This window comes from Ruegeria sp. AK11, from assembly GCF_056541095.1.
This window is the reverse complement of the sequence record NZ_JBQFXU010000005.1, coordinates 165,340-190,075: the sequence shown is the minus strand read 5'-3', so window position 1 is coordinate 190,075 and position 24,736 is coordinate 165,340. Positions and strand designations below refer to the sequence as shown.

General features: G+C 54.6%; 18 protein-coding genes. 7 read left to right on the top strand and 11 right to left on the bottom strand.

From position 1 onward, the window contains the following. The 3 genes from ACR0D9_RS13985 to ACR0D9_RS13975 form a co-directional block, all read right to left on the bottom strand. A partial coding sequence (locus tag ACR0D9_RS13985) for a M10 family metallopeptidase C-terminal domain-containing protein (RefSeq protein WP_480539142.1) occupies positions 1-2,032 on the bottom strand: 2,032 nt, incomplete at its 3' end. A 462-nt stretch (positions 2,033-2,494) separates the two neighbouring features. Continuing rightward, positions 2,495-4,867 (bottom strand): 1-deoxy-D-xylulose-5-phosphate synthase N-terminal domain-containing protein, encoded by a 2,373-nt coding sequence (locus ACR0D9_RS13980; RefSeq protein ID WP_480539146.1) that lies wholly within the window; start codon positions 4,865-4,867, stop codon positions 2,495-2,497. A gap of 14 nt (positions 4,868-4,881) precedes the next feature. After that, entirely contained in the window at positions 4,882-6,081 is a 1,200-nt protein-coding gene (locus tag ACR0D9_RS13975) for a methionine gamma-lyase (protein ID WP_480487510.1), read from the bottom strand. 115 nt (positions 6,082-6,196) lie between these two features. On the opposite strand from ACR0D9_RS13975, the gene ACR0D9_RS13970 reads away from it, so the two are divergent. Further along, positions 6,197-6,673 carry an Lrp/AsnC family transcriptional regulator gene (locus ACR0D9_RS13970; RefSeq protein ID WP_480539140.1) on the top strand — a complete coding sequence of 159 codons (477 nt, stop codon included), beginning with the start codon at positions 6,197-6,199 and terminating at the stop codon, positions 6,671-6,673. A 195-nt stretch (positions 6,674-6,868) separates the two neighbouring features. On the opposite strand, the gene ACR0D9_RS13965 is transcribed toward ACR0D9_RS13970, so the two are convergent. From ACR0D9_RS13965 to ACR0D9_RS13940, 6 genes are all read right to left on the bottom strand, one after another. After that, positions 6,869-7,807, bottom strand: a complete 939-nt coding sequence (locus tag ACR0D9_RS13965; protein ID WP_480539138.1) for an HAD-IIA family hydrolase — start codon at positions 7,805-7,807, stop codon at positions 6,869-6,871. Next, positions 7,771-8,586, bottom strand: coding sequence for a phosphonate ABC transporter, permease protein PhnE (gene phnE, locus ACR0D9_RS13960; protein WP_480487505.1), 816 nt, complete (start codon positions 8,584-8,586; stop codon positions 7,771-7,773). Before phnE (ACR0D9_RS13960) ends, ACR0D9_RS13965 begins: the two co-directional genes overlap by 37 nt. After that, the gene (phnE, locus tag ACR0D9_RS13955; protein WP_209507091.1) at positions 8,586-9,401 is read right to left on the bottom strand and encodes a phosphonate ABC transporter, permease protein PhnE; all 816 of its coding nucleotides are present in this window, start codon (positions 9,399-9,401) and stop codon (positions 8,586-8,588) included. The genes phnE (ACR0D9_RS13960) and phnE (ACR0D9_RS13955) overlap by 1 nt, the downstream gene beginning before the upstream one ends. Next, on the bottom strand, positions 9,398-10,192 hold the full coding sequence (phnC, locus tag ACR0D9_RS13950; protein WP_480487503.1) for a phosphonate ABC transporter ATP-binding protein: 795 nt from the start codon (positions 10,190-10,192) through the stop codon (positions 9,398-9,400). Before phnC ends, phnE (ACR0D9_RS13955) begins: the two co-directional genes overlap by 4 nt. A gap of 60 nt (positions 10,193-10,252) precedes the next feature. Next, positions 10,253-11,227 carry a phosphate/phosphite/phosphonate ABC transporter substrate-binding protein gene (gene phnD / locus ACR0D9_RS13945; protein ID WP_480483730.1) on the bottom strand — a complete coding sequence of 325 codons (975 nt, stop codon included), beginning with the start codon at positions 11,225-11,227 and terminating at the stop codon, positions 10,253-10,255. Positions 11,228-11,288: 61 nt separating this feature from the next. Then, positions 11,289-12,098 carry a DeoR/GlpR family DNA-binding transcription regulator gene (locus tag ACR0D9_RS13940; RefSeq protein WP_480483729.1) on the bottom strand — a complete coding sequence of 270 codons (810 nt, stop codon included), beginning with the start codon at positions 12,096-12,098 and terminating at the stop codon, positions 11,289-11,291. Between the two features lie 224 nt (positions 12,099-12,322). Here ACR0D9_RS13940 and ACR0D9_RS13935 point away from each other — a divergent pair, with 224 nt between their 5' ends. From ACR0D9_RS13935 to ACR0D9_RS13915, 5 genes are read left to right on the top strand one after another with little or no spacing between them, the layout of a single operon-like run. Next, positions 12,323-12,787 (top strand): NUDIX hydrolase, encoded by a 465-nt coding sequence (locus tag ACR0D9_RS13935; protein ID WP_480483728.1) that lies wholly within the window; start codon positions 12,323-12,325, stop codon positions 12,785-12,787. Between the two features lie 58 nt (positions 12,788-12,845). Then, the gene (locus tag ACR0D9_RS13930) at positions 12,846-13,871 is read left to right on the top strand and encodes an ABC transporter substrate-binding protein (protein WP_480539136.1); all 1,026 of its coding nucleotides are present in this window, start codon (positions 12,846-12,848) and stop codon (positions 13,869-13,871) included. Beyond that, entirely contained in the window at positions 13,872-16,088 is a 2,217-nt protein-coding gene (locus tag ACR0D9_RS13925; RefSeq protein ID WP_480539134.1) for an ABC transporter permease, read from the top strand. After that, positions 16,085-17,155 (top strand): ABC transporter ATP-binding protein, encoded by a 1,071-nt coding sequence (locus ACR0D9_RS13920; protein WP_480483725.1) that lies wholly within the window; start codon positions 16,085-16,087, stop codon positions 17,153-17,155. Before ACR0D9_RS13925 ends, ACR0D9_RS13920 begins: the two co-directional genes overlap by 4 nt. Further along, complete coding sequence (locus tag ACR0D9_RS13915; RefSeq protein WP_480483724.1) at positions 17,156-17,722, top strand: histidine phosphatase family protein; 567 nt, start codon at positions 17,156-17,158, stop codon at positions 17,720-17,722. Between the two features lie 3 nt (positions 17,723-17,725). Here the strand turns inward: ACR0D9_RS13915 and ACR0D9_RS13910 are convergent, their stop codons facing one another. Both ACR0D9_RS13910 and ACR0D9_RS13905 read right to left on the bottom strand, forming a co-directional pair. Next, a complete protein-coding gene (locus tag ACR0D9_RS13910; protein ID WP_480483723.1) occupies positions 17,726-18,517 on the bottom strand; it encodes an inositol monophosphatase family protein in 792 nt (263 codons plus the stop codon). A 93-nt stretch (positions 18,518-18,610) separates the two neighbouring features. Continuing rightward, the gene (locus ACR0D9_RS13905; RefSeq protein ID WP_480483722.1) at positions 18,611-20,659 is read right to left on the bottom strand and encodes a dockerin type I domain-containing protein; all 2,049 of its coding nucleotides are present in this window, start codon (positions 20,657-20,659) and stop codon (positions 18,611-18,613) included. A 228-nt stretch (positions 20,660-20,887) separates the two neighbouring features. Between ACR0D9_RS13905 and ACR0D9_RS13900 the strand changes: the two genes are divergently transcribed. Next, positions 20,888-24,718 carry a beta strand repeat-containing protein gene (locus tag ACR0D9_RS13900; RefSeq protein ID WP_480539132.1) on the top strand — a complete coding sequence of 1,277 codons (3,831 nt, stop codon included), beginning with the start codon at positions 20,888-20,890 and terminating at the stop codon, positions 24,716-24,718. The last annotated feature ends 18 nt before the right edge of the window (positions 24,719-24,736 follow it).

The following is a 24,736-nucleotide window of genomic DNA, read 5'->3' as shown; positions in this document are numbered from 1 at the left end:
GGGTTGACGACGCGAGTGTTACCGATCCGCTGCTCTCGATGTTGGTTGTGACGTGGCCGGTGTGGCCGTCATTGTTCAGATCAACACCATAAAAGGCCTCGACATCCACGACATTGGCGATGCCGGTCCCGCTAACATATTGCCCCGAGGCATCCGTGGTCCATTCAGCATATGACCCGTTCGCATTTTGCCACAGCACCTTGTAGCCACCGCCCGAAGCTTCGGCCTGAAGCGCCTGCCAGCCCGGCAGGCTGTCTGGCCCAATTGTATTGCCATTATACGTCAGGTTGATGGTACCGTTGATCAGGTACTCACCGCGGGTTGAAGACGCGAGTGTTATCGACCCGCTGGTCTCGATATTGGTTATGGCGTGGCCGGTGTGGCCGTCATTGTTCAGATCAACACCATAGAAAACTTCGACATCGACAACATTGGCGATGGTAACGCCGCTTTGGTATTGCCCCGAAGCATCCGTGGTCCATTCGGCATATGACCCGTTGGTGTTCAGCCACAACACCTTGTAGCCACCGCCCGACGCTTCGGCCTGAAGTGCCTGCCAGCCTGCAAGCGAGTTTTGCCCAATAGACTGGCCACCGTAAATCAAAGCAATGTTCGCACTGCCGCCATCCAGCACATAAAGCCCTTGGCTGGCATGTTGTAGCGTTGTTCCCTGAGTATCGATATCTGAAAGCTGCATTGCAGACTTGATATTCGACCGGGCATACTGCTGTAGCCCGTCAAGAAACTGGACCAACTCTACGTCGTTTGCAATCGTGAATGTTGTGCGTGTGACTACATCCAGAAATTCGTACAAGACACCGTTTTCAAAGAATAAATAGTTGCTTATAGCGCTAACGAATCTGACAGTGTCGGTGCCGGTTCCACCCGAAAACGTACCTGCGTTGCTCTGCACAACAGCCAGATCATTGCCCTGGTCCCCAAAGACCTGGTCAGCACCAGTACCTTGGGCCACAAAGATGATATCGTCGCCTTGGCCGCCATAGATGGTGTTGTTGTTGCTTCCGTTGGACAGCGAGTGAATGGTGTCGTTTCCGTCGTTCCCGCGCAAAACATTTTGAGCGGTATTGCCGACAATAGTATCGGCACCAGATCCGCCAGACGCGTTTTCAATCACGACGCCATACGCAATTGTGAAACCACCCTTTATGCCCGCTGCATGTGAAACCAACCCACCACCAGAAACGGAATAATCCAAAGTTGCCGCCCGGAGATCTATATATGCGTTCGAGCCACCGTTATGCTGGATCGTGTCAATTCCACCAGTATCCCAAATGGCTTGGTACCCAGTTCCTGCGACGTTTTCAGAGGGGAGTGTGTAGGTGTTGCCCCCGGAGTTGTGCGATGTATTCGCCCCATACATGGCCTGCAACGCGGCGACATCCAAAGCCCCAAGCCCTGTTGAACCACCATATGTGGCATCAGAACGCAGCCACCCGTTTTGTGAAGTCCATCCATCGTTATAGGACATCACGGTGTAAACGCCCTGATTGAGGCTCGCCGCCCCAAACGAGTCGAATGGCGAGGTTACACCGCTCAACACGGTTGTACCCAAACCCGTGTCATGAGGATGGCCCAAACCAAGAGCGTGACCTAATTCATGAACTAGAGTGGTAAAGAAATACCCGCCCGGATCACCGTTTCCGTTGAAAGAAGCAGTCCAGTATGACGTGTTGAATGCACCATAGGACGTCCCGTTCGATGGCGAATAATGAAATCCCAAAGTCCGAGGGTCTCCAAAGAATGAAGAAGGCGCAATAACCTCAACCAAGTCAGCAAAACCGGATGTGACTTCGACAAAATTAATGTTTGCAACGGCTTCTATTGCGGCCAGCGCCGCACGGAACTCCGCCTTATACTCCGATGACCAAGCCTGTGTATCAGAGAAGTGCCCGAAACTGTAGGAAATCACCGTCGTGGTCGACGGATTCCCGTCACCATATGCATAGGTGCCCTGGATAGAACTGAGCGGAGAACTTACGGACGGTCTGGGGATTGTTGTAACGGTGGCCATTATTCTGTCTTAGAAATTAGGTGTTATTGATTGCGCTGAAGCTGCTCGAACAAAGTGTTCTTTTTGGGGCAAACGCGTACTGGAGTGTCTCCTGCAAACTACATTATCAACGGCTATTCAAGAGTTACATTCTAGAGGAACAGACCCATTTTTATTAAGCGCATACATGAATAAGAATATTTCCAAAAAACCGGTCGGATAGCGTGCATGGGCCGACTTGATACACGCAAAATTGATTTTCATGGCGGTCCATACCTACGACAGTTTTGAGCACCTGTAGTGACAGAAGCAAAGGCGTCCGGATCTTTTCTTTAGTCCCGAGTCGTAATTCTTCTCAGATCCCAAAAGTTTGGTTCGAACAAGGTGCCTTTCGTTCGGGGCTTCGAACCCAAACGCGCGTCTGCACAAAGAGCCCAAATACCCTGAGGGTAAGGCCCAAGCTGTGACGTCCAACACCGCCGCTCATGTGCGAAGCAAAGCCTTGCCATGGGTCAGACCATTCACCTTCTCCAGGATAGCGTCCGCGTCAATGCAATGGTGCCGATAGAGGTCGCCGATTGTCCCTGTCTGACCAAAATGTTCGACCCCCAAAGGGATGGTCTGATGTCCCTGTACGGCACCCAGCCAAGACAATGTCGCGGGGTGTCCGTCAATCACGGTAACCAGCTTGCAGTGGCGCGGCAGACCGGACATCAAAGTTTCGATGTGGGACCGAGCCGCCTGATTGCCGCGCGAACGCGCCCGTTGCGCTGCCGTCCACCCAGCGTTTAGCCGGTCTGCCGAAGTCACCGCCAGCACTCCAATGTCTTTGCGTCCTTCGCCCATCACGCCAGCGGCTTTGATCGCTTCGGGTGCAACGGCCCCCTGATAGGCGATTACGACCTCGCAATTCGGCCCCGGTTTTCGCAACCAGTATGCGCCATCAATAGCACCTTGACGGAACTCATCGTCCACGCGTTTGCCAGGCTGTTCAATCGGGTTTGTCGTCAAGCGCAGATAAACCGAACCGCCTGTTTCGTCACGCAGCCAGGTGCGTTCGTCCGGTTGCCCTTCGCCATCACGCTGCAGGTAGTCAAAGGCCCACTCCATGATCACAGCCAGTTCATCAGCAAAGGCTGGCTCAAAGGCCGCCAGTCCGTCCTGGCTCATCCCGATCAAAGGTGTGCCAATGGATTGATGCGCGCCGCCTTCTGGGGCCAGAGTTATGCCCGAAGGCGTGCCGACCAGCATAAAGCGCGCATCCTGATAACAAGCATAATTGAGCGCATCGAGGCCACGGCTGACAAAGGGGTCATACACAGTACCGATCGGGATAAGCCGCTTGCCGAACAGGGAATGCGAAAGGCCCGCAGCGCCCAAAAGCAACATGAGGTTCATCTCGGCAATACCAAGCTCGATATGTTGCCCTTCGGGAGTAAATTCCCATTTTGCCGTCGAGGGGATACGATGTTCAATAAAAGCGTCGGCTTGCTCGGATCTGGCAAACAGTTTGCGCCGATTAACCCACGGGCCAAGGTTTGTTGTACCAGTGACATCAGGAGACGTCGTCAGGATGCGCTCGGCCAATTGGCTGTCGCCTTTCGACAAGTCGTCCAAAATCTTGCCGAAAGCCATTTGGGTTGAAATTTCGCAGCTTGTTTCGATGTCAATCGCTGGAACATCCAGCTTGCCATCGAAATAGCGTCGCGGACCTTTGGCAAAGAAGGGAACTTTCGACAGAAAGTCTTTCAGCGCCTCCGGGTCCTGCACTGCCGCAAGCGGTTCCCATTCCTCGCCGGCGGGCACGCCCATATGTTCTTGCCACGCGGCGAACTGGCTGTTGTTCATCAGCCCGCCGTGGTTGTCCTTGTGGCCCGCAATTGGCGTGCCCCATCCCTTTACGGTATATGCAAGGAAACAGGTTGGGCGGTCATGTTCGATGGCGGCAAAAGTTTGGGCCATGGTCTCAACGCAGTTGCCGCCGAGGTTTTCCATCAATGCAGCGAGTTCGGCATCTGTGCGCCGTTCGATCAGCGCCGTCACATCACCCTGATCGCCAAGATCGTCCATGAGGCGCTTTCGCCAAACCTCGCCACCCATGAACGTCAGGGCCGAGTATTCCTGGTTCGAGCAGGCATCAATCCAGTCTCGCAGCCGATCGCCGCCAGGTTCTTTGAAGGCCGCGCGCTGCAACACGCCGTGCTTCACGCGCACAACATCCCATCCGAAGGCATCAAAGATTTTTTCGATCCGTTCGAACAATCCTTCACGAACGATGCCGTCAAGCGACTGCCGATTGTAGTCGATAATCCACCACGTGTTGCGCAGGCCGTTTTTCCAGCCTTCCTGCAATGCTTCGTATACGTTGCCTTCATCCAGTTCAGCGTCGCCTACAAGCGCCACCATGCGCCCCATCGGGGCATCTGCCCCCCAGTTTTTGGCCTTGACGTAGTCCTGAATGATCGAAGCAAACGAGGTGATCGCGACACCCAAACCTACCGAACCTGTCGAAAAGTCGACATCATCGATATCCTTTGTCCGGCTGGGATAGCTTTGCACGCCGCCAAACCCGCGAAAGTTCTCCATCTTCTCGCGGGTCTGGTTGCCCATAAGGTACTGCATCGCGTGGAAAACCGGTGACGCATGAGGCTTGACCGCAACCCGATCTTCGGGACGCAAAGCCGAGAAGTAGAGCGCCGTCATGATCGAAACCATCGACGCGGACGACGCTTGATGACCACCAACCTTGATCCCATCCACCTTGGGACGGATATGGTTGGCATGGTGGATCATCCAATGCGACAACCACAGCAAACGCTGTTCGACGATTTTCAACAGCTTGGGATCATTCGGCATGGTGGTCTCCGGGTTCATGCGGCACTGCGGGCAGGGTAGGGCAGAGCTTGCTCCAAATCCGCAAGGATGTCATCAACGTCTTCCAGCCCGACGGAAAGACGGATCAGACCGTCGCTGATCCCATGTTCTGCCCGTTCTTCCGCAGTATAAGTCGAATGAGTCATGGATGCCGGGTGCTGGATCAGGGTTTCTGCATCCCCCAAGGACACGGCGCGTTGGATCATGTTCAGGCGGTTCATGAACTCGATGCCACCGGACAGGCCAGACTTGATTTCAAAGGCGATCATGGCCCCCGGCTGCGACATCTGGCGTTGTGCGACATCGTGCTGGGCAAAACTCTCAAGCCCCGGGAAATAAACCTCACTGACGGTAGGGTGTGCCTGAAGGTAATCGGCAACCACCTTGGCGGACGCACAGTGACGATCCAATCGCAGGTTCAGTGTCTTCAACCCACGCAGGATCAGCATTGCGTTAAAAGGTGCCATCACTGCGCCTGTCATGTCTTTCATGCCGACCAGCCGGATCTCAGAAATCTGCTCGGCGGTTCCGACCACAAGACCCGCGACCACATCGCCATGCCCGCCCAGATACTTGGTGGCGGAGTGCAGGACGATATCCGCGCCGTGCTCGATCGGGCGGGTCAGATAGGGGCTGGCATATGTATTGTCGACCACAACATGCGCACCAACAGAATGCGCAATTTCTGAACTGGCAGCGATATCCACCAAGCGCATGTTTGGATTGGCTGGGGTTTCAAAATAGACGACGCGGGTTTTTTCGGAAACGGCGGCTTTCAGGTTTGCAGGGTCCGTCATGTCGACATGGGTAATAGTGACACCCCATTTTGCCAGCCCGTGGCGCATGAAAGCGAAAGTGCAGCCGTAAAGCGTTTTGTCGACAATGACTTCGTCACCTGGTGACAACAGGGTCCAAAGTACGGCGGTAATTGCGCCCATCCCGCTGGAGAGGGCGAGCCCGGCCTCGGCACCTTCCAGCACGGCAATGCGCTTTTCAAGAAGGTCACATGTCGGGTTCGATATCCGGCTATAGATATGACCTGCGCGCTCACCGGCAAACATTTCCCCGCCAGCCTCTGCGGTTTCGAAGGAGAAAGTTGAGGTCAAGTGGAGGGGCGGGGTCAGCGCACCATCGTTTTCAAACGGGTTGTAGGCATGATGAATGGCGCGAGTGGCAAATCCGGTTGTGCGGGTCACGGTGGGCTCCTGATCTAAGTTGTTATCACTTTGCGCCTTTACTTTGAGCAATAGGTTGCGAATAATGCCAAGTTTAGGATCAATATTGGCATATTATGCTAATAGTGGAGAGAAGATGGACGCCAAAGACAGGCAGATCATTCGAGCGTTGCAGCGGGACGGGCGTATGACGAACCAGGATCTTGCTGATGAGGTCAACCTGTCTCCTTCACCGTGTCTGCGGCGGGTCAAAAACCTTGAGGCCAGCGGTGTCATCAAAGGATACAGCGCCGATGTGGACGCTGCCGCATACGGGATGGCGATTACCGTCTTTGTCCGCATCCGGCTTGAGCGGCACAATGAAACAGATGTGCAGAAATTCGAAAAACGCGTTCGAATGATCGATGAAGTTTTAGAATGCCATGTGCTGACCGGCGCAATGGATTACCAGTTGCGGGTATTGGTATCGGACCTCGAAGCATACGAAGACTTTATTCGAAACCGAATTCACCCGATCGGCGGAATAGCTTCGATCGACACCAGCTTTGTTTATGGAACAGTCAAGAAAACATCGGTTTTTCCAGCCTGGGAAAGTTTAAATTCTCGAAAGTGACCCTTAATATTGAGTTCCAGATTGTTAGGATGCGGTAGAACCGGATTCGAGTTTCCGAGACTATGGGTATTCGCCGTTAGAAAATTCGCCGACTAGATGCAGCCCTGTAAAAGCAACATAATCATTGTTACGCGCGCATTCTGCAAGTCAACGCTGCCCGTTCGCTCTGCCAAAAATACGCTTTACTTCAAAATCTTAAGGTCGGGTTACGACAAAATCCGGCACGATCGCTGCTTGTTTGATCGCTTCCTCGACATCATGCCCGGCGAAGAACCCAAAATCCGAGACAAGTGCGGAAGCCACTCCGGCATGACGCGCGCCCAGAATGTCAGTATGCAGACTGTCACCTACCATCAGAACGCGGGATTTGTCGACGGGCCCAAGTCGCTGAAAGGCAAGATCATAGATATTGCCGAAAGGCTTTCCATAAAACTGCGGGGCTACACCCGTTCGGTCGGCCAAACGGTGCGCGAAAAGACCGGGCTCTTTGGAAAAGCCGTACTCGCGTGGGGCAACGATGTCCGGGTTGCCTACCAATACCGGGCGGGGTCGGCTTAGCAATGCCGCCTCCAACATCGCCTGCCGGGTTTCGGTCCAGGCGGCTGACCCGATCATCAGAAAACCATCAACAGTTTCGTAGGGTTGCGGGTCATCCTCCAGATAGGTTAGTTTCAAATCTTCCAAATCGCGCAGCCCGGCGCTGGGTGTCGCCATCAAACCCCAGTGCAGCTCATGTTGACCATTCAGCCCGGACAGCAACGTAGCCCGACTGGTAATCACATCCTGCGGCGCGAAGTCATATCCCAGCCTGGTGTATTTCTCCAACAGCGTGGCATGAGGAAACCCTGCGGCATTCGAAACCACCAGGACACGTTTGCCCGCATCCGTCAGTGACTTGATCCGTTCAGGCGTTTCGGGGATTGCTGTTTCTCCGATATTGAGAACCCCGAACGCATCCAGAAGAAATACGTCAAACTCATCCATAATTTCGGAAAGGGTCTCGATACGACGATAGCTCACGTCGTTCGGTTCAATATCTGGAAGGCGGTGCCGGACGGCTTCGTATGCCTTAAAAGCCTCCTGCGCTGAGAATCCGGTCAAATGATCGCTCCTCGTACTTTTGCCGAAACCCATTCGCTGATCATGACCGCAAAAAGAATTACAATCAGGATGAGGCTGACTTGCGGCCACGCCAGAACATTAAGCGAGGCCGAGAGCTGCAACCCGATGCCACCGGCACCAACCAGACCAAGCACTGTAGACTCGCGAATATTGATATCCCAACGAAAGACCGCAATTCCGGCAAAAGCTGGCAGGATTTGCGGAACGATCCCATATGCCATGACTTGCCACCGCGAAGCACCGGTGGCTGTGATCGCCTCGACCTGACCGTGATCAATCTCTTCAATCGCTTCATAAAGAAGTTTAGCGCAGAACCCGATTGAACGGATGGCGATTGCTATGACACCGGCGAACACACCCGGTCCGATGATAGCGATCAATAGCAGCGCCCATATCAGCGAGTTGATTGAGCGGGTCGAGACAATGACCAACAAGGCAATGGGGCGGATGAACAACGCCGACGGGGTAGTATTGCGGGCCGCCAAAAAGGCAACCGGCACGGCCATGCACAGAGCGATGATCGTCCCCAGTGTAGCGATGTTCAGTGTATCCCAGATCGGGCGACCCAGCTGGGTAATATAATCCCATTTCGGAGGTGTTGCGCGGGTCCAGATATCGTTGGCGATACGGGGTGCGTCCCAGACGAAAAACCAGGTTGTCGATTCCGAAATGAGCTGCCAACAGTAGACAAAAACCGCTACTCCCAGAAGCCATCCAAACCAGCGAACCAGGCTTTGGCCGGTCGTCCGCCTGCGCCAGATTCGTGTATCGTCGCGTTCAAGAACCGGCATTACTGAACCCTCGCTCGGATTATTCCGGAAAGGTATTCAAGGGCCATGACGATCCCGATGATAAGGATCAGAATGGCGGCTGCCGTATCATATTCATATCGATCAAACGCGGTGTTGAGTGTCGCGCCAATGCCGCCTGCCCCCACCAGCCCGAGAATAGCGCTTTCCCGGAAATTGATGTCGATCCGGTACATGGAAAGACCCACAAGCCTAGGCATGATCTGAGGCTGAACCCCGTAGTTGATCCATTGCAGCCATCGTGCACCAGAGGCCTGAATCGCCTCAGCCTGAACTTTGTCCATCGCCTCGATATCTTCGGCCAAAAGCTTGGAAAGAAACCCAATGGTTGCGAAAGACAGCGTCAAAAATCCTGCCAGCGGGCCAAAGCCAAAGATGGCCACAAGCAAAATGGCAACGATAATTTCCTGCAATGCCCGGCTTAACGCGACAATGCCGCGGCACATTATGTAGATTGGCAACGGGGCGATATTACGTGCAGCCCCCAATCCAATCGGGATCGAAATCAGGATACCGACAACCGAAGCGGCCACGGTCATTACAATGCTTTCCAGAAGACCGGCCCAGATATCCGACCACCGTGAAATGAAATCCGGGCTGGTAAAGGCAAGGACGAACGCCCATCCCCTGTCCAGTCCCTCATAGACCCTGCCCCAATCAACATCGATGGTCATGAAAGCCGCAATCAGGTAGGCGAAGAACCCAAGTATCAATGCCCTGCGCAGCAACGTGTTTTTGATAAAGGCCGGTTTGCGCCAGCCTTTTCCCAGCATGTCGTCAAGTTCTCGATGGCTCATTCTGCGGCCTCGACATCTTCATCCTCATCCACTTTTTCGATGGTCGCTTCCCAGTCTTCCTCGCCGTAAATCTCGGTCAGCTTTTCCGGGGTGAGCCCTGTTGGAAGACCATCAAACACGATTTCGCCAAAGCGGAGGCCCACGACACGCGGAACGAACATCTGGGCTAGAGCCACGTCATGGATGTTGATGATGGCCGCCAGCCCGCGCTCCTGACACAGCTCGGTGATCAGCCGCATGATCTGTCGACTGGTCTTCGGATCCAGCGACGCGGTCGGTTCATCGACCAGCAACAACTTTGGGTCCTGGATCAGAGCGCGGCAGATACCGACCCTTTGGCGTTGACCACCCGACAACTCGTCCGCGCGTTTGTCAGCCATATGCAACAGCCCCACCCGGTCCAGCAGGCGGAAAGCCTCGTCCACATCCGACTGCGGATACCGCCGCAGAAAGCTGCGCCAGAATCCCACATACCCCAACCTACCGGACAATACGTTTTCCATCACGGTGAGGCGTTCGACCAGGGCATATTCCTGAAAGATCATACCCATTTCGCGGCGTGCTTTCCGCAACGCACCCGACCCGAGTTTGGTCAGGTCCATGTCATCCAGAAGAACACCGCCGCTTGTGGGTTCAACCAAGCGGTTGATGCAACGGATCATGGTCGATTTTCCCGCGCCCGAGGGTCCAATCAGTGCAAGCACCTGCCCTTTGGGTACCTCAAGATCGATGGCCTTCAGTGCCTGATCTCCGGTCTTGTAGGTTTTCGTCAGCTTTTGAAGACGCAGCATAAATTGCCCCCGATTAGGGTGATTAGCGGGCCTTTTCAGGCCCGCTGGATTAAGCAAGACTTATTGGCAGGCGTAGGAGACGCCGTTTGCCGCGTCAATTTTGCGAATGACGTCCCAGAATTCCTGGTAAGTCATCTCAAGAAATTGGCCTTCGTTCGACTTGGAAAACTCCGCTTCAAGCGTCGTCCCTTCCCACTCGAAGTTGAAGAAAGCATTGCGGATTTTCTCCTGCAATTCGGGCGTCAGGTTGTAGACAGTGCCAAATCCGGTGGTTGGGAAGGTCTGCGATTTGTAAATCGTAACAACATCTTCCTCCTTGATCACATCCCGCAAAATCATCCGTGCCTTTACCGAATTTGCAATCGATGCCGCTGGATAGTCCTTGTTCGCCACACCAAGGATCGAGTTGTCGTGCTTTCCCGAATAGACGGGTTCGAAGTCGCGATCGGGCAGAAGATCAAAGTCACTTTTCAGGATCGCCGACGGTGCTTTGAAGCCCGAGTTGGACGTGGGTGACGTGAAGGCAAGTTGCTTACCTTTGATATCCTCAACCTTTTCGATGCCCGAGCCTGGGTAGGTGATGATCTCCATTTCATAACCGAAGTTACCGTCTTTTGAGGCCATAATCGTAAACGGTCGGAACCCGGCACAGTTTACTGCCAGTGGGTTGGACCCGGTGTTGAAGCCCGCAATATGCAGGCGTCCCGACCGCATCGCCTCGATCTGGGCGGCGTTGTTTTGGACCGGAAAAAAGACCACGTCCTTGCCTGTCTCAGCCTTCAGATGCTCTAGAAAGTCAGACCACGCGGTTTTGTATACGGCTGGGTCTTCGACCGGTGTATAGGCAAAAATCAGGGTGTCAGGATCAATTAGCTGGGAAGAATCTGTGGGGATATCCGCAATCAAATCCCCATCGACGTCGCAAAACCGCTCGTCCAGATCACCCCTCGGGCAATCTTGCGCCGAAGCTGTCCCGGAAAGCGACATGAGCGCAATTGCCGATGCCCCAACCAATAATCTGATGTCTATCTTCATGTTTTCCTCCCAGTCATGCGCGGTCTTTTTGCAGTCCGCTGTTCGTCATTCATTTCAGTGTTTACGGGGCGACAAGAATATCAACCTCGGCACCGTTGATCGCGTTAAGCAACTCTCCTGTTGGTTTCGTGTCGGAAACTATGGAATCCAGGTTGGTCAGGTCTCCGACCTGAGACAGGCCTTTACGGCCAAATTTCCCTGAATCGATTAAAAGATGTCGATTTGCTGCGCGCGTCAGCATCATTCTTTTGACAGCCGCAAAGCCGCGCACGGTTTCTGAAGGGCCTTCGACCGAAAAACCTGACGAGCCGATCATGCATCTGTCGACATTGAACCGAGACAGGAATTCCAGCGTTTCGGTTCCAATCGTCGCAGATTCGGTTGCCAGATATTCTCCTGGACAAAGCAGAACCTCGGCAGCCCCATGGCCGAGGGTCATTGCCACCGGGATTGAATTCGTAATCACTGTGCAAGGAGTGCCGAGGTAAGCCAATGCACGGGCCATCTCGATTGTGGTCGAACCGGAATCGATCATGACCGTTTCACCATCGCGCACCAGCCCCGCCGCGCTGATTCCTATGCGTTCGCGCTCCTCAATTCGCGCGTTGGCCCGCTCGTCCAGACCTGGATAATGCCCTTGTGCCGGGGCAGATGCCCCTCCGTGCGCGCGTGCGATCAGGCCGTCATTCGACAGGGCGTCAAAATCCCTGCGCACCGTCTCGTTAGAGACGTTGAAACGCTGGGCCAATTCATTGATGCGAACGTGCGGGCGAAGCTTCAACTCCAGCAGTATTTGCTGGCGCCGGTCGGATTTCTTTACCCTACCCCGTCCCTTTTCAATCGTTTTGGCACGTATTTTCGTTTTGGACATCCAACAACCCAATCAGGTTTCAAACCCCACTTTTGTGGGATTTCGGGCATAATGCAATAATTTTTGTTGCATAACCCTCAGTAGGTTGTGACAATTCGGAAGAGTCCAAAGCGCAAGGCAAGAATGTGTGAATTGAACCGTTTCATAGTGAAAACCCAAGAACCACCGTTAACGACTGAAGGTTATTCTGGGTGCGCTATTGATACCGTGTCATTGAGGGCAGCATGAGCGACGGCAACATAACAGACCAGATTGCAGCACTTCCGATGCGCTGGGACAGGGATGGAAAACTACGCGTTCTGATGGTGACTTCGCGCGATACTGGGCGGTGGGTCATCCCAAAAGGTTGGTTGATGGAAGGAAAGAAACCTTGGCATGCCGCCGAAATTGAAGCTCTGGAAGAAGCAGGTGCAGTCGGGGCAATCTCGAAACAGCCGATTGGCCAATTTTTCTACGACAAGCGCTTTGAGGGCGCGAATAGCGTTCGCTGCCGCGTTACCCTCTATCCCATGGTCGTTGAAAAACTGAAGCGGCGTTGGAAAGAACGGGAAGAACGGACGCGTCACTGGTTTTCACCGGGGAAAGCGGCAAAGCTGGTGGAAGAAAGAGATCTGTCAAGTTTTCTGAGAAATCTGACGGGCAATCAGAACGCCCAGTCTGTCATTAACAAGCTACGAAAAGCTGGATGAGAAAGCGCCTGACAAAACAAAAGATACTGGTGCACGATAACCAAAGGGAGGAATGATAATGAAAAAACTTACATCCACGGCCGTCGGGTCGCTGATTGCAATAGCCGCATCTGTGTCGGCAGCGCAGGCAGACAAGCTGACACTCTATTGCTCGGCGCAGGAAGACTGGTGCCAACTCATGGCGCGCAGTTTCGAAGATGCAACGGGCATCGACGTCAACATGACGCGTAAGTCGTCAGGCGAAACCTTTGCCCAGATTCGTGCCGAAAGCTCGAACCCGAAAGGAGACGTTTGGTGGGGCGGCACGGGTGATCCGCATTTGCAGGCCGCCGAAGAGGACCTGACAATGGAATACATGTCGCCAATGCGCGACCAGCTTCATGATTGGGCAATTTCCCAAGCCGAAAGTGCCGGAAACAGAACGATCGGCATTTATTCCGGCGCACTTGGGTATGGCTATAACGCAGACCTGCTGGCGGCCAATAACCTACCCGAACCCGCCTGTTGGAAAGACCTGCTAAAGCCTGAATACAAGGGTCACGTTCAGATGGCCAACCCGAACTCGTCTGGTACGGCCTACACAACGCTGGCCTCGATGGTGCAGATCTTTGGCGAGGATGAAGGTTTTGAGTTCATGAAAGGCCTGCATTCGAATATCAACCAGTATACAAAATCCGGATCTGCACCAATCAAAGCAGCCGGTCGAGGCGAGAACACGATTGGCATCGTCTTCATGCATGATGCGGTAAAGCAGGCTGTTTCGGGTTTCCCGATCAAGGTAGTCGCGCCTTGTGAGGGTACGGGATACGAAATTGGCTCGATGTCCATTATTGAAGGCGCCCGCAACGAGGAAGAGGCGAAGAAATTCTATGACTGGGCGCTGTCGCCCGAGGCGCAGAACCTTGCTCTTCAGGTCAGCGCGTTTCAGGTGCCATCAAATAAGAGCGCAGAAACGTCGGAAAGCGCGCCTGACATGAGTCAGATCAAGCTGATCGACTATGACTTCAAAAAGTATGGTTCCTCAGACGAACGAAAGCGTCTGTTGCAGAAATGGGACGAAGAGGTTTCGGTTCTGCCGCAGTAAATGGCCAACCATATTACAAAAAAGACCCGTCCGGTTCTGATCTTTTGGGTCATCGCCGGGTGGGTCGGGTTTTGCCTGCTGCCGTGGTATATGGTCGACGGCGGCCTGTGGTCATTCGAATGGCTTTTTGACGGTTACCCGTTTGACGAAGATTATGCCCCCGCTGCATTCCTGATCGCACAGGGTGAGAAGCTTTGGCTTGCCCCACTGTTGATCGCTCTGACCTTACCCCTTCTGGCGCTGAAGCGAGCCAAGTCTGACCCCCTCTATGCCCGGGTTCTGATCCTTTCCGGTGCGCTCGGCTTCGGCTGGTTGATCGCACAGGGATTCGGGATTGGCATCAGGGGTTTCAATTTCAATTGGTTGGAAGCCTATTTTGGCGAACTTGGTGATCGCCAATTCGGTATGGGCTATGGCGCAATGATTTGCGCTTCAAGCTTTCTGTTCCTGTTGACCCAAGGCATTGCGGCAAGAGGTGCCATCAACGGTGACGTCTTTGTTGTTAGTGCGATTGGCGGTGTGATTACCATCGTCACCGTCTTTGTTTTTTTTCCGATCGCCAAGATGCTGTTCGCTGCCTTTGTCACTGAAGATGGCGCATATTCCATTGCTGTCTTCTTTTCAAAGTTCTTTGATGCCCGGCTTTGGGGGTTGGGGTGTTTTTATGGTGCCAGATGCGGCGCGGCATGGAACTCGCTGTTTCTTGCCATCCTGGTTGGCTTCGTCACGACTGCCCTGGGTTTGTGCTTTGCACTGGTCGTGACCCGCTCGGGTTTCCGCTACAAACGCGTGCTGCGGGCTTTGACTGTTCTTCCGATCATCACCCCGCCATTTGTGATTGGCCTCGCGCTGATCCTGCTTTTTGGTCTGTCAGGCTCGGTCACACGGTTCGTCGCCGAGCTGTTCGGCACGCAGCCAACGCGCTGGCTGTACGGAATGCCAGGCATATTCATCGCACAGGCCCTTGCATTCACGCCCATTGCATTCCTCGTTCTTATCGGCGTGGTGGAAGGCGTCTCGCCATCTATGGAGGAAGCGGCCCAGACTCTCCGCGCCAGCAGGTGGCAAACGTTCAGGACAGTGTCCCTGCCCCTGATGCGCCCCGGTCTTGCCAATGCATTTCTTTTGGGCTTCATCGAAAGCATGGCCGACTTCGGAAACCCGCTTGTTCTGGGTGGGAATTTCGACGTTCTATCGACCGAAATTTTCTTTGCCATCGTCGGGGCGCAATATGACCAAGGACGGGCCGCCGTTCTGGCCATGGTATTGCTGTTTTTTACTCTTTCGGCCTTTTACGCACAGCGTGTTTGGCTGGGCAAGAAAAGCTATACCACCGTAACAGGCAAAGGCGACGCAGGCGTGCACCCTTTGATGCCTACGGGTCTTACTGTTCCCGTGCTGGTAATCGCTCTTGGCTGGGCGGTGTTCACGATCATTGTCTATGCAATGATCATCTACGGCAGTGTGGTCGAGCTTTGGGGTGTCAATAACTCCCTGACCCTAAAACACTACGTCACGGCATTCTCTGTTCGATTTGAAGAAGAGGGCATTCGTTGGACCGGCGCCGCGTGGGACAGCTTCTGGACCACCATAACCATTGCGGCAATTGCTGCACCTCTGACGGCAGCGGTTGGGTTGGTCACGGCTTACCTGTTGACCCGGCAAAGCTTTGCGGGAAAGAACTCTTTCGAGTTTGGGACCATGCTGTCCTTTGCAATCCCCGGTACGGTGATTGGTGTCAGCTATATTCTTGCCTTCAACGTTCCGCCCATCGAAATAACCGGCACAGGCGTTATCCTTGTTATCAGCTTCATATTCCGCAACATGCCGGTTGGGGTCCGTGCGGGCATCGCCAGCATGTCGCAACTTGACCGCAGTCTCGATGAATCCTCGCTGACCCTTGGTGCAAACTCGTGGCAGACATTTCGTCGTGTCATTCTGCCGCTGCTACGTCCCGCGATACTTGCCGCGCTTGTTTACAGTTTTGTCCGCGCGATGACGGCGATCTCGGCTGTGATTTTTCTGGTCAGTGCCGAATACGACATGGCAACCAGCTATATCATCGGGCGGGTCGAGAATAACGACTATGGTCTCGCCATTGCGTATTCGACGACGCTGATCTTCGTGATGCTGGCAGCGGTCGGTTTATTGCAAATTCTCGTCGGTCGGGTCCAGATCGGTCGGCGCACACAGAACACAACGGAGACACCCTCATGACCGACAACAAAATCGGTTCCAAGGCCGCCCCGGTATTATTTGAGAAAGTGTCGAAAGTGTTCGGCAAAAACGTTGTGGCTGTTGATAACATTAACCTTCATGTCGAAGCGGGAAAACTGGTCACGCTGCTTGGTCCGTCAGGCTGTGGGAAAACAACGACGTTGCGCATGATCGCCGGGTTAGAGATGGCAAGCTCTGGCAAGATTATGATTGGCAACCGGGACGTCACCAAACTGCCCGCAACAGACCGCGACGTATCAATGGTGTTTCAATCATACGCGCTGTTTCCCCACATGAGCGTGCTGGAGAACGTGATGTACGGCCTCACATTCTCGGGCTTTGCCAAGGATGAGGCTCGCAGCCGCGCCTTGCATGGCTTGCAATTGGTAGGGCTCAAGGGGTTCGACAATCGCCTTCCCTCCGAACTCTCGGGTGGTCAGCAACAACGTGTCGCCGTCGCGCGAGCGCTGGTTCTAGAACCACAGGTTCTGCTGTTTGACGAGCCGCTATCCAACCTTGATGCCAAGCTGCGACGCCAGGTGCGCGAGGATATCCGGGCCATTCAGCAAGACCTTGGATTGACGGTTGTCTATGTCACCCACGATCAGGAAGAGGCCCTGGCCGTCTCGGACGAGATCGTTGTGATGCGGAACGCCGCGATCGCTCAGATGGGTACACCTCGCGAGCTTTATGATGCCCCGAATGACCGGTTTGTTGCCGATTTCATAGGCGAGGCAAACCTGCTCAACTGTCAGATCGTTGCAACCGACGGTGATGCTGCAACAATCGAGATCGAAGGTTACCGTCACACTCTGCCGCGTCGGGGTTTGACCAATGGGCCCGCGACCATCGCTGTACGACCCTCGCGCCTTGTGATTGGTTCTGATGACGGCATCGCCGCTACAGTGGCCAAGGCAACCTATGTTGGTGTGCGGATGGAATACACACTGACCGGCGCATTTGGCCAGGTTTTTGCGGTCCACGATGATGTTGATGCACCGCTTGCACCGGGTACCGAAATCAGGATGGGGTTTGCGGGCAAAGGGCCGGTACTTCTGCCTGACTAGATGCCGAATTTACTGATCATCACTCACCCCGAGGTCGTTATTGATCCGGATACCCCCATTACGGAATGGGGTCTGAGCACGACAGGTCGCCGGCGCGCCGCATCCTTTGCCGCCAGTGAAGTTATGGCCAATGTCAGCCATATCTGGGCCAGCAGCGAACGAAAGGCTCGTGACACTGGTGAGATTCTGGCCGCGCCCTTGGGGTTGCCTCTAAATATCCACCCGGAACTTGGCGAGAATGATCGGAGTACCACTGGTTTCCTTCCACGGGAAAAGTTCGAGGCGGCCGCGGACGCATTCTTTGCCCAGCCGGATATTAGCTTTCGCGGTTGGGAAACTGCGGCCGACGCGCAGAGGCGCATTCACCGGGCAGTCTTGGAAATCACTCGTGCCCATGGCACCGGAGACCTCGCCATCGTTACACATGGTGCGGTCGGGACATTGTTGTGGTGTGAGCTTTCCGGGATTCCGATTGACCGCCAGTACGATCAACCGTCACAAGGCCATTATTGGCAGACAAGTCTGACAACTTTGCAACCTAATTCCACTTGGTTGCCAATGGCCTAGACGTTAAGCCCCCCAAGCGTTCTCTGCGATTTCCAACAAACTTTCAAATACATCTGGTGTACCGACGATCACGCGCCCACCGTCGCGGATCATCGCGTCGGCGTCTTGATCTTCGACAACACCGCCCGCTTCTGCAACCAACAATTGCCCAGCCAGACAATCCCAGGCGTTCATGTGTTCTTCCACATAACCCAGAAGTCGCCCGGCTGCGACATAGGCCAATGACAATGCACCGCTGGCGTTTCTGTGAAACATGGAACCGCGCTCGATCAGTTCTGCAACCACCGGCACGACGTGGCGAGTTTCGATCCGGTTCGAATACCCCACAGAAACCGTCCCATCCCGAAGAGCAACCCCAGAGGCCACGTGTATCGGTGAACCGTTCAGTGTCGCGCCCTCTCCGCGTGTTGCCACAAAGGTTTCATCCATACTCGGATCCCGGATCACACCCACCGCAGTGTGCCCTTCGGTGACACCGGCCAGAACAATCGTCCATACGGGTATGCCATTGACGAAATTCGTAGTTCCATCAATTGGATCAATCACCCAGTCAAAACCGCTCTTGCCTGTGGCAGCGCCGTGTTCTTCGCCAAATATCCCATCCTGCGGCCAAGCATCCATGATCTTTTGACGAATGAAGGCTTCGACGTTTTTGTCCGCGTCGCTCACCCAGTCCTGAGCACCTTTTTGATCGATAACCAGATTACTCCTGTCCAAGAAGTATTTCTCGGCTATCACCCCAGCTTCTTCACAGACCGCGATGGCAAAATCTCTGCGTTCCGAAAGACGATTCATGGCCTGTCCTTTTGTGTTTGTGTATCTAAGGCCAACATTGCGGTCCAAGCGGAAGGCTTGCAATGACTGAGTTGCAGCACCGTTCAATTCAATTCATGCCGCCTCGAGGTTGCCGAGCAAAATGGACGTCATATCGGCGGTTATCACCCCGTCTATGGCTACAACATCCATTCCAGTCTGATAATCAACGTTGCTTTTTGTAACTCCCGACAAATCCGCATCTGAATCCAAGAAGACCCATTGAGGTTCATGCGCAGTGGTTTTCCCAACAGCCACCTGCAAAATCGCCAGTGCATCCAGGGCATTGATGGTTCCATCTTGATTGATATCCGCTGCGATTAGGTTTTCCGCATCGGCGGGCCCCCATGTCGGATCGAGGCCAACCGAAATGCGCAACACTTGTAAAGCGTCCATTGCGTCGATCTCTTTGCTTGCCGTCGAATAGTGCTTGATGATGTCCAGTCTTCCGGGGAACGTGCCATCCGGAAGGTCCAAGTCAAATTGTCCCTGATCGTCAGCCGTGACAGATACCGTGCCACCGCCGATCGGAGTGAATCTAATCTCCGCATCCGACAATCCGGGATTTACAGATCGGCTGTCCACTGTGATTGGCCCAAGCACGCCATCCGAACTGTCCGGCTTCAAACCGCCGAAATCACCGAATTCAACCGGAATGTGATCGGGGCCTTCAAACCCGGCCCCGAAAATATCGGTACTGGTCAGCGTTCCGCCCGAAGCGGACTGAACCTGCACCACCTCGCCCCGATACTCTATCCGCGCCCCTTGGGTGGTGCTGGTGAATGTCAGTTGCTGAGGGGACCGCAACAGCAGGTAGTCGAACATGTCCAGACGGTCCACACCCGGTTGAAAATCCGTGATCGTGGTCAGACCGCTGCCCGACTGCATCACGAAAATGTCGGCCCCTGCCCCACCTGACATGGTCGTAGCACCTGTTCCTGCTATCAGTATGTCATCGCCATCGCCACCCATCAGGGTGGTATCCAGAATACTGCCACTCAGCATGTCGTCAAAGGCCGTCCCCGATACTGTTCCAAACCCTTTGTTCACGACCCCAAGATCATCGACAGGAACCGAAATGACAGTGACTCCAGCGTCTTGTTGCGACGTAACCAGAATCTGCAACTCATTGCCGACGTGAGCAAGGCTCAGCGATTCGACATTCTGCAATCCACTACTCAAAGTGTCGGCGAAACTGTCCAGATAGACCAACTGGCCTTCCGGTGTCAGCGTGAACAATGTAAGCCCATCGTCGCCGCCACCCGCCACGACGAATACGCGCCCGTTGATGTCCACGACTTCAAGGTCCTGCACGGATTCAAAGCGGGTCGTGTGCGAATCCAGAATATGGTCTGTGGCGCTCAGGCTGCCGTCAGCTTTCAATTGAAGCACACTGAGCGAGTCGCTGCCTGCGCCCGCCACGATCACCCAGGGCTTGCCGTAGGCATCGATCGTTTCGACGGCTGTCGGAGTCGAGATTCCAAGGGTTCCCATGGCTGAACTGTTGTCAATCTCGGTCAACTGACCGGAAATGCTGTCGATCCGATAAGTTGAGACTGTATTGCTGGCCGCATCACTTGAGATCAGGAAATGGTCTGTTCCTGCGCGCAGCGTCTGCATCGCGTCTCCAGAGCCAGCAACAAGACCAGCAAGGCTCAGCGTTCCATCTGGATTAACAAGATATGTCCCGATTTGACCCGTTTCTTCATGAGCCATTGCCAGAACATCCATGGGTCCGATCGACACTTGAACAATCGCCGAGATATCTCCTCCTCCTGCCAGAGATCCGGTTTCCGTAAGGCTGTCCAGGGTGCCATCCACGTTCAGGTCATATCCGACCAACCCGACCGCCATATTCACATCCAGTACAAGTTGTTCGGATCCCGCCAGCGTTATCGGTGTGCCACTGCGACCAACGTGAAACGTGATTGTGCCGCTGTAATATTCCGTGTCGACCAGTTGCGGTAACGCGCCCTCGACCAGCCTCCAGACCGCGACGCCGCCACCCGGTCCGGTGACGGTATAAAGATACGTGGTTCCGTTAAACGTTTTTAAAGCCGTATCGCCGATACCTGAATCGAGCGCCGCGCTCCCCGTTGCCACCACACCTTCGAATTGAAGCATCACAGCCACACCTCCATCGCCACCCCTGGCCTTGACCAAAAGATGACCTGATGCACGGACCGAAACAAAAGCGGAATTGTGGTGAAAACGAGAAGTTCGGTTTCAGATTAACTCAATTTTTCACTTTCGATCGCAACAGTAACCAGTGGGAAAGACAGATGAGCCAGCCGTTATCAGCGCGATCTGTCTTCCATTTCGGTGATCGCGGAAACCACATGTGAGGGTAAGATGACCAAAGCACCAGAGTTCAACAACCGTCCGGCGGCTGAACCTTCGGAAACGGACCGCAAGCAACACATTCGCCAGTGGATCGATGGAAAACTTGGCCGCTGGGCAGGGCGCGGCGCGGCCGGCGGGTTGATTTCAACTTTGATGGCCTTGCCCGCGTTATCACAAGCCACAATCGAAGAACTGTATGCTTTCCAGTTCGCGGAAACCATTCCAGGCGTTCGCTCGGTCAAGTTGATGAAGAATGGCGATGTTCTTCTAAAAATGGCCGATGGCCGGACAATGATCGTGGCAGCTGAAAACGTCCAGATCCTGGACAGCGGTGCCATCATGATCGCTGAGAACGCGGTTCAGGAGATTGCCCAGTTCAGCGCCGTGGAAGCAGGTGTTTCCGCGGGTGCGTCCGCAGGCGGCATCAGTGGTGCCGGCGCGGCGTTGGGCGGATTGGGCCTGGCAGGGGCGGCTGCGGCCGCAGGAGGTGGCGGCGGTGGCGGTGAAGACAGCCCCGTCGTATCCGAACCCACCCCGACTTACACAAGCCTCAACCTCGCCGAGCTGCAATCCACAGCACTGAACAACGTCAGCACCAACGCCATCGCTCCCGAAGGGACTGCGACCATCGAAGTCACAATAGGGTCACTGGTGAAAACCGTGACACCCAACCCCGATGGCAGCTGGAGCATCTCTCTGACAGCAGCCGAAGCCAGCGGGCTTCCACAGGGTGTGTCGACGGTGACCATCAGGAACCTGGATGGGTCGGGGGCCGAGCTGTCGACACAATCCGTTCAGTTTGACATCGATACGGTCCCGCCAAGCCTGTCGATCACCGGGTTTTCTGACGGGCCGGTACTCAACCTGACAGAGCAGGCCACCGATCTGACGGTCACCGGTGTAACTGATACTGAAGACGGGCAAATCGTAACGGTTTCACTGAACGGGCAAAGCTATTCCGGTACGGTTTCCGGAGGACAGTGGAGCGTAACCGTCCCGGCGGCTGACCTTAGCGCCTTGCCTGACGGCGCAATCGTAAATGTCACCGCAGACGTGACTGACGCGGCTGGAAACCCGGCCGCACAGGCCAGCGGAAGCTTTGATACGGATTTCACCGCGCCAAGTGTTTCTCTGGATCCTGTTGCGGGTGGATCAATTGACCTGATTGATGTGGCTGGTGACTTAACCTTAACGGGTTCCACCACGGCCGAGGACGGGCAAACCATCATCGTCACGTTCGACGGGCAGGTGTACACCGGCACTGCGACAGGCGGAAACTGGACTGTCACGATCCCCAATTCTGACCTCAGCGGTCTGTCCACCGGAACACCTGCTGCAATTGTTGTGGCGGTCGAGGATATCGCAGGCAACCCGGCCGTGCCGATTCTTGTTACTGTACCAGTAGACCTGACCGGCCCCTCAATTTCGATATCTCCGCTTTCCGTCGGCGCAGTTCTCAACGCCGCTGAAGCTGCGGCAAGCTTGGCTATAAGCGGGACAACCGCCAATGTCGAAGATGGCCAGCAAGTCACCATCACACTGGATGGTCAAACATATACCTCGACAGTGACGGGCGGAACATGGACTGTAACTGTCCCAGCCGGTGATCTGGCATCTTTGGCCGACGGAGGCAGCTTTCAGATCACCGCAGATGTCAGCGACGCAAACGGGCTGACAGCCCCTCAGGCTGATGTGACACTTTCGAAAGATGTCACAGGACCGACCCTCAGCATCGACACGTTCTCGACCGGCGCATTCATGAATGCTGCCGAACAAGCGGTGGACCTGACAATATCGGGCGCAACGTCGGCCGAAGATGGCCAAGTTGTGACCGTCACTTTGAGCGGTCAAATTTACACTGCTACAGCCACCGGAGGGTCTTGGAGCACAGTTGTCCCCGCTGCCGACCTTGCGGCCCTCTCTGATGCTGCCACCGTGGCGGTAACGGCGGATGTCTCCGACGCCGCAGGAAATCCGGCGTCACAGGCCAGCAACAGTTTCACGACCGATTTCACACCCCCTACCCTGGGAATAACCAGTATTTCTGACGGCACTGTCATGAACGCTGCTGAGCAAGGTACCGACCTGATTGTCTCGGGAACCTCTGACGCTCAGGATGGAACGGTCATTACTGTGGAGATCGCGCGCGCAGACGGAACTGTAGATGTAAGCGGTACAGCAACGGTAACCGGTGGTGTCTGGACCTACACCGCAACAGTTGCCGAACTTTCAGGCCTCCAGGACGCAAGTACCTATAATGTCACGGCTTCTGTTTCAGACACTGCTGGGAATGGCAACCAAATCTCGACGAGTTTCACAACCGATTTTACAGCGCCAGCAATCACGATCGACAGTTTGCCGGTTGGCTCCGTATTGGATGTAATGGAACAAGCTACAGACCTGACAATTTCAGGCACGACGACCTCGGAAGATGGTCAAATAGTCTCTGTCACGTTTGGCGGGCAAACCTATACAGGTGTTGCATCGGGTGGAACCTGGGCGATAACTGTGCCAGCCAGCGACCTGGGTGCGCTTTCCGATGGAACAAACTACACCATCACCGCAACAGTTGACGATATCGCTGGCAACAGCGCAGTAGCGGCAAGCAGTTCGGTAACAACGGACTTTCGGCCAGTTCTGATGCTGGACGATGTCGGCGTGAACAACGCAGTGGCCCTTGCTGATGCCAAGGCGTCAGGCATTACTGTCAGCGGTTCCTCTGCCGGGCTTTCAAACGGCCAGATTGTAGATGTTTTGCTGAACGGCAGTTCCGTCGGCAGCGCGACAGTAACCGCGGACGGATCCTGGACACTGGCTGTTGCGTCGTCAGATTTCGCCGCCATAGAAGCTGGGGATGCCCTGAATATATCAGCCCAGGCAACCGTTGCAGGGGGACCAGATCCCTTACCTGTATCGGATCAGGCGGTTGCTCATGAGCCAGCTGCCTACGTGCTCTCAGAGGTCGGGCGCAGTGGATCAACCGTTACATTTGCCATTTATGCAGATGCTAATCGTGACGTCTCTGGTGGCTTGGCTTTTACAGCGGAGCTTGAGTTTGACTCATCTGTCGCCACTTTCGACATCGGATCAGACACGGAACACAGCGCGTTTGATTTGTTCCTGGCAAACCCAGGCACAGGTGACATCATCAACTTCGCTGGGGCGGCGACTGTTTTTTCCGATTTGTCTCAGCCTCTTGTCACCTTCACGATGACAGTACAGGACGCTGCTCAACCCATTGAGTTAACGATCAAAACACCTGAAGGTGGCCCTGTTGCAGTTCAGTTTGGCACCAATGGCAATGACATCCTCACCGCGGCAAACACGGATACAATCATTCGTGGCGGTGGTGGCGATGACAGCATTGACATCACCGAAGCCGGGCGGGACGTCGTTGTCTTTGAAACCGACCCGAACAACAATGGCGTAGACAGCATAACCGGTTTCACAATTGGGCCCGCAGCAGATGTAACCGACGCTCTGATGTTCAGCGGACTGAATGTCGCTACGCTCCGAGGTGATGGCACGGGTTTTGAGCTTCTTACTGTCGGTGACACATTAGGCACAGACACTGGATTTGTAGGCCTCGATACCGTTCTTGCAGACCTCAATGCCGTTACACTCGAAACGGCTGTAGAGAGCCTTGCCGGAGCAATTGCAGGTGACGCGCTCTATGTGATGGCAACGGACGGAACGGACAGTGTCCTGATCAAAGTTGATTTCGTGACACCTGGCGATGCCAACGTCGAGACCCTCGCCACTTTCCATGGCCTCGCCGATCTCAGCGGCTTGACAGCCGACAACATCATACACACCGACCCAACCGGTGCGACGGCCTGAGCCAGCTCAGGAACAAAT

Bases quoted from the DNA above. Each gene is read 5' to 3' on its own strand.
- ACR0D9_RS13980 (WP_480539146.1), bottom strand. From the start codon at position 4,867: ATGCCGAATGATCCCAAGCTGTTGAAAATCGTCGAACAGCGTTTGCTG.
- ACR0D9_RS13970 (WP_480539140.1), top strand. From the start codon at position 6,197: ATGGACGCCAAAGACAGGCAGATCATTCGAGCGTTGCAGCGGGACGGG.
- ACR0D9_RS13965 (WP_480539138.1), bottom strand. From the start codon at position 7,807: ATGGGTTTCGGCAAAAGTACGAGGAGCGATCATTTGACCGGATTCTCA.
- phnE (WP_480487505.1), bottom strand. From the start codon at position 8,586: ATGCCGGTTCTTGAACGCGACGATACACGAATCTGGCGCAGGCGGACG.
- phnE (WP_209507091.1), bottom strand. From the start codon at position 9,401: ATGAGCCATCGAGAACTTGACGACATGCTGGGAAAAGGCTGGCGCAAA.
- phnC (WP_480487503.1), bottom strand. From the start codon at position 10,192: ATGCTGCGTCTTCAAAAGCTGACGAAAACCTACAAGACCGGAGATCAG.
- phnD (WP_480483730.1), bottom strand. From the start codon at position 11,227: ATGAAGATAGACATCAGATTATTGGTTGGGGCATCGGCAATTGCGCTC.
- ACR0D9_RS13940 (WP_480483729.1), bottom strand. From the start codon at position 12,098: ATGTCCAAAACGAAAATACGTGCCAAAACGATTGAAAAGGGACGGGGT.
- ACR0D9_RS13935 (WP_480483728.1), top strand. From the start codon at position 12,323: ATGAGCGACGGCAACATAACAGACCAGATTGCAGCACTTCCGATGCGC.
- ACR0D9_RS13930 (WP_480539136.1), top strand. From the start codon at position 12,846: ATGAAAAAACTTACATCCACGGCCGTCGGGTCGCTGATTGCAATAGCC.
- ACR0D9_RS13925 (WP_480539134.1), top strand. From the start codon at position 13,872: ATGGCCAACCATATTACAAAAAAGACCCGTCCGGTTCTGATCTTTTGG.
- ACR0D9_RS13920 (WP_480483725.1), top strand. From the start codon at position 16,085: ATGACCGACAACAAAATCGGTTCCAAGGCCGCCCCGGTATTATTTGAG.
- ACR0D9_RS13915 (WP_480483724.1), top strand. From the start codon at position 17,156: ATGCCGAATTTACTGATCATCACTCACCCCGAGGTCGTTATTGATCCG.
- ACR0D9_RS13910 (WP_480483723.1), bottom strand. From the start codon at position 18,517: ATGAATCGTCTTTCGGAACGCAGAGATTTTGCCATCGCGGTCTGTGAA.
- ACR0D9_RS13905 (WP_480483722.1), bottom strand. From the start codon at position 20,659: ATGCTTCAATTCGAAGGTGTGGTGGCAACGGGGAGCGCGGCGCTCGAT.
- ACR0D9_RS13900 (WP_480539132.1), top strand. From the start codon at position 20,888: ATGACCAAAGCACCAGAGTTCAACAACCGTCCGGCGGCTGAACCTTCG.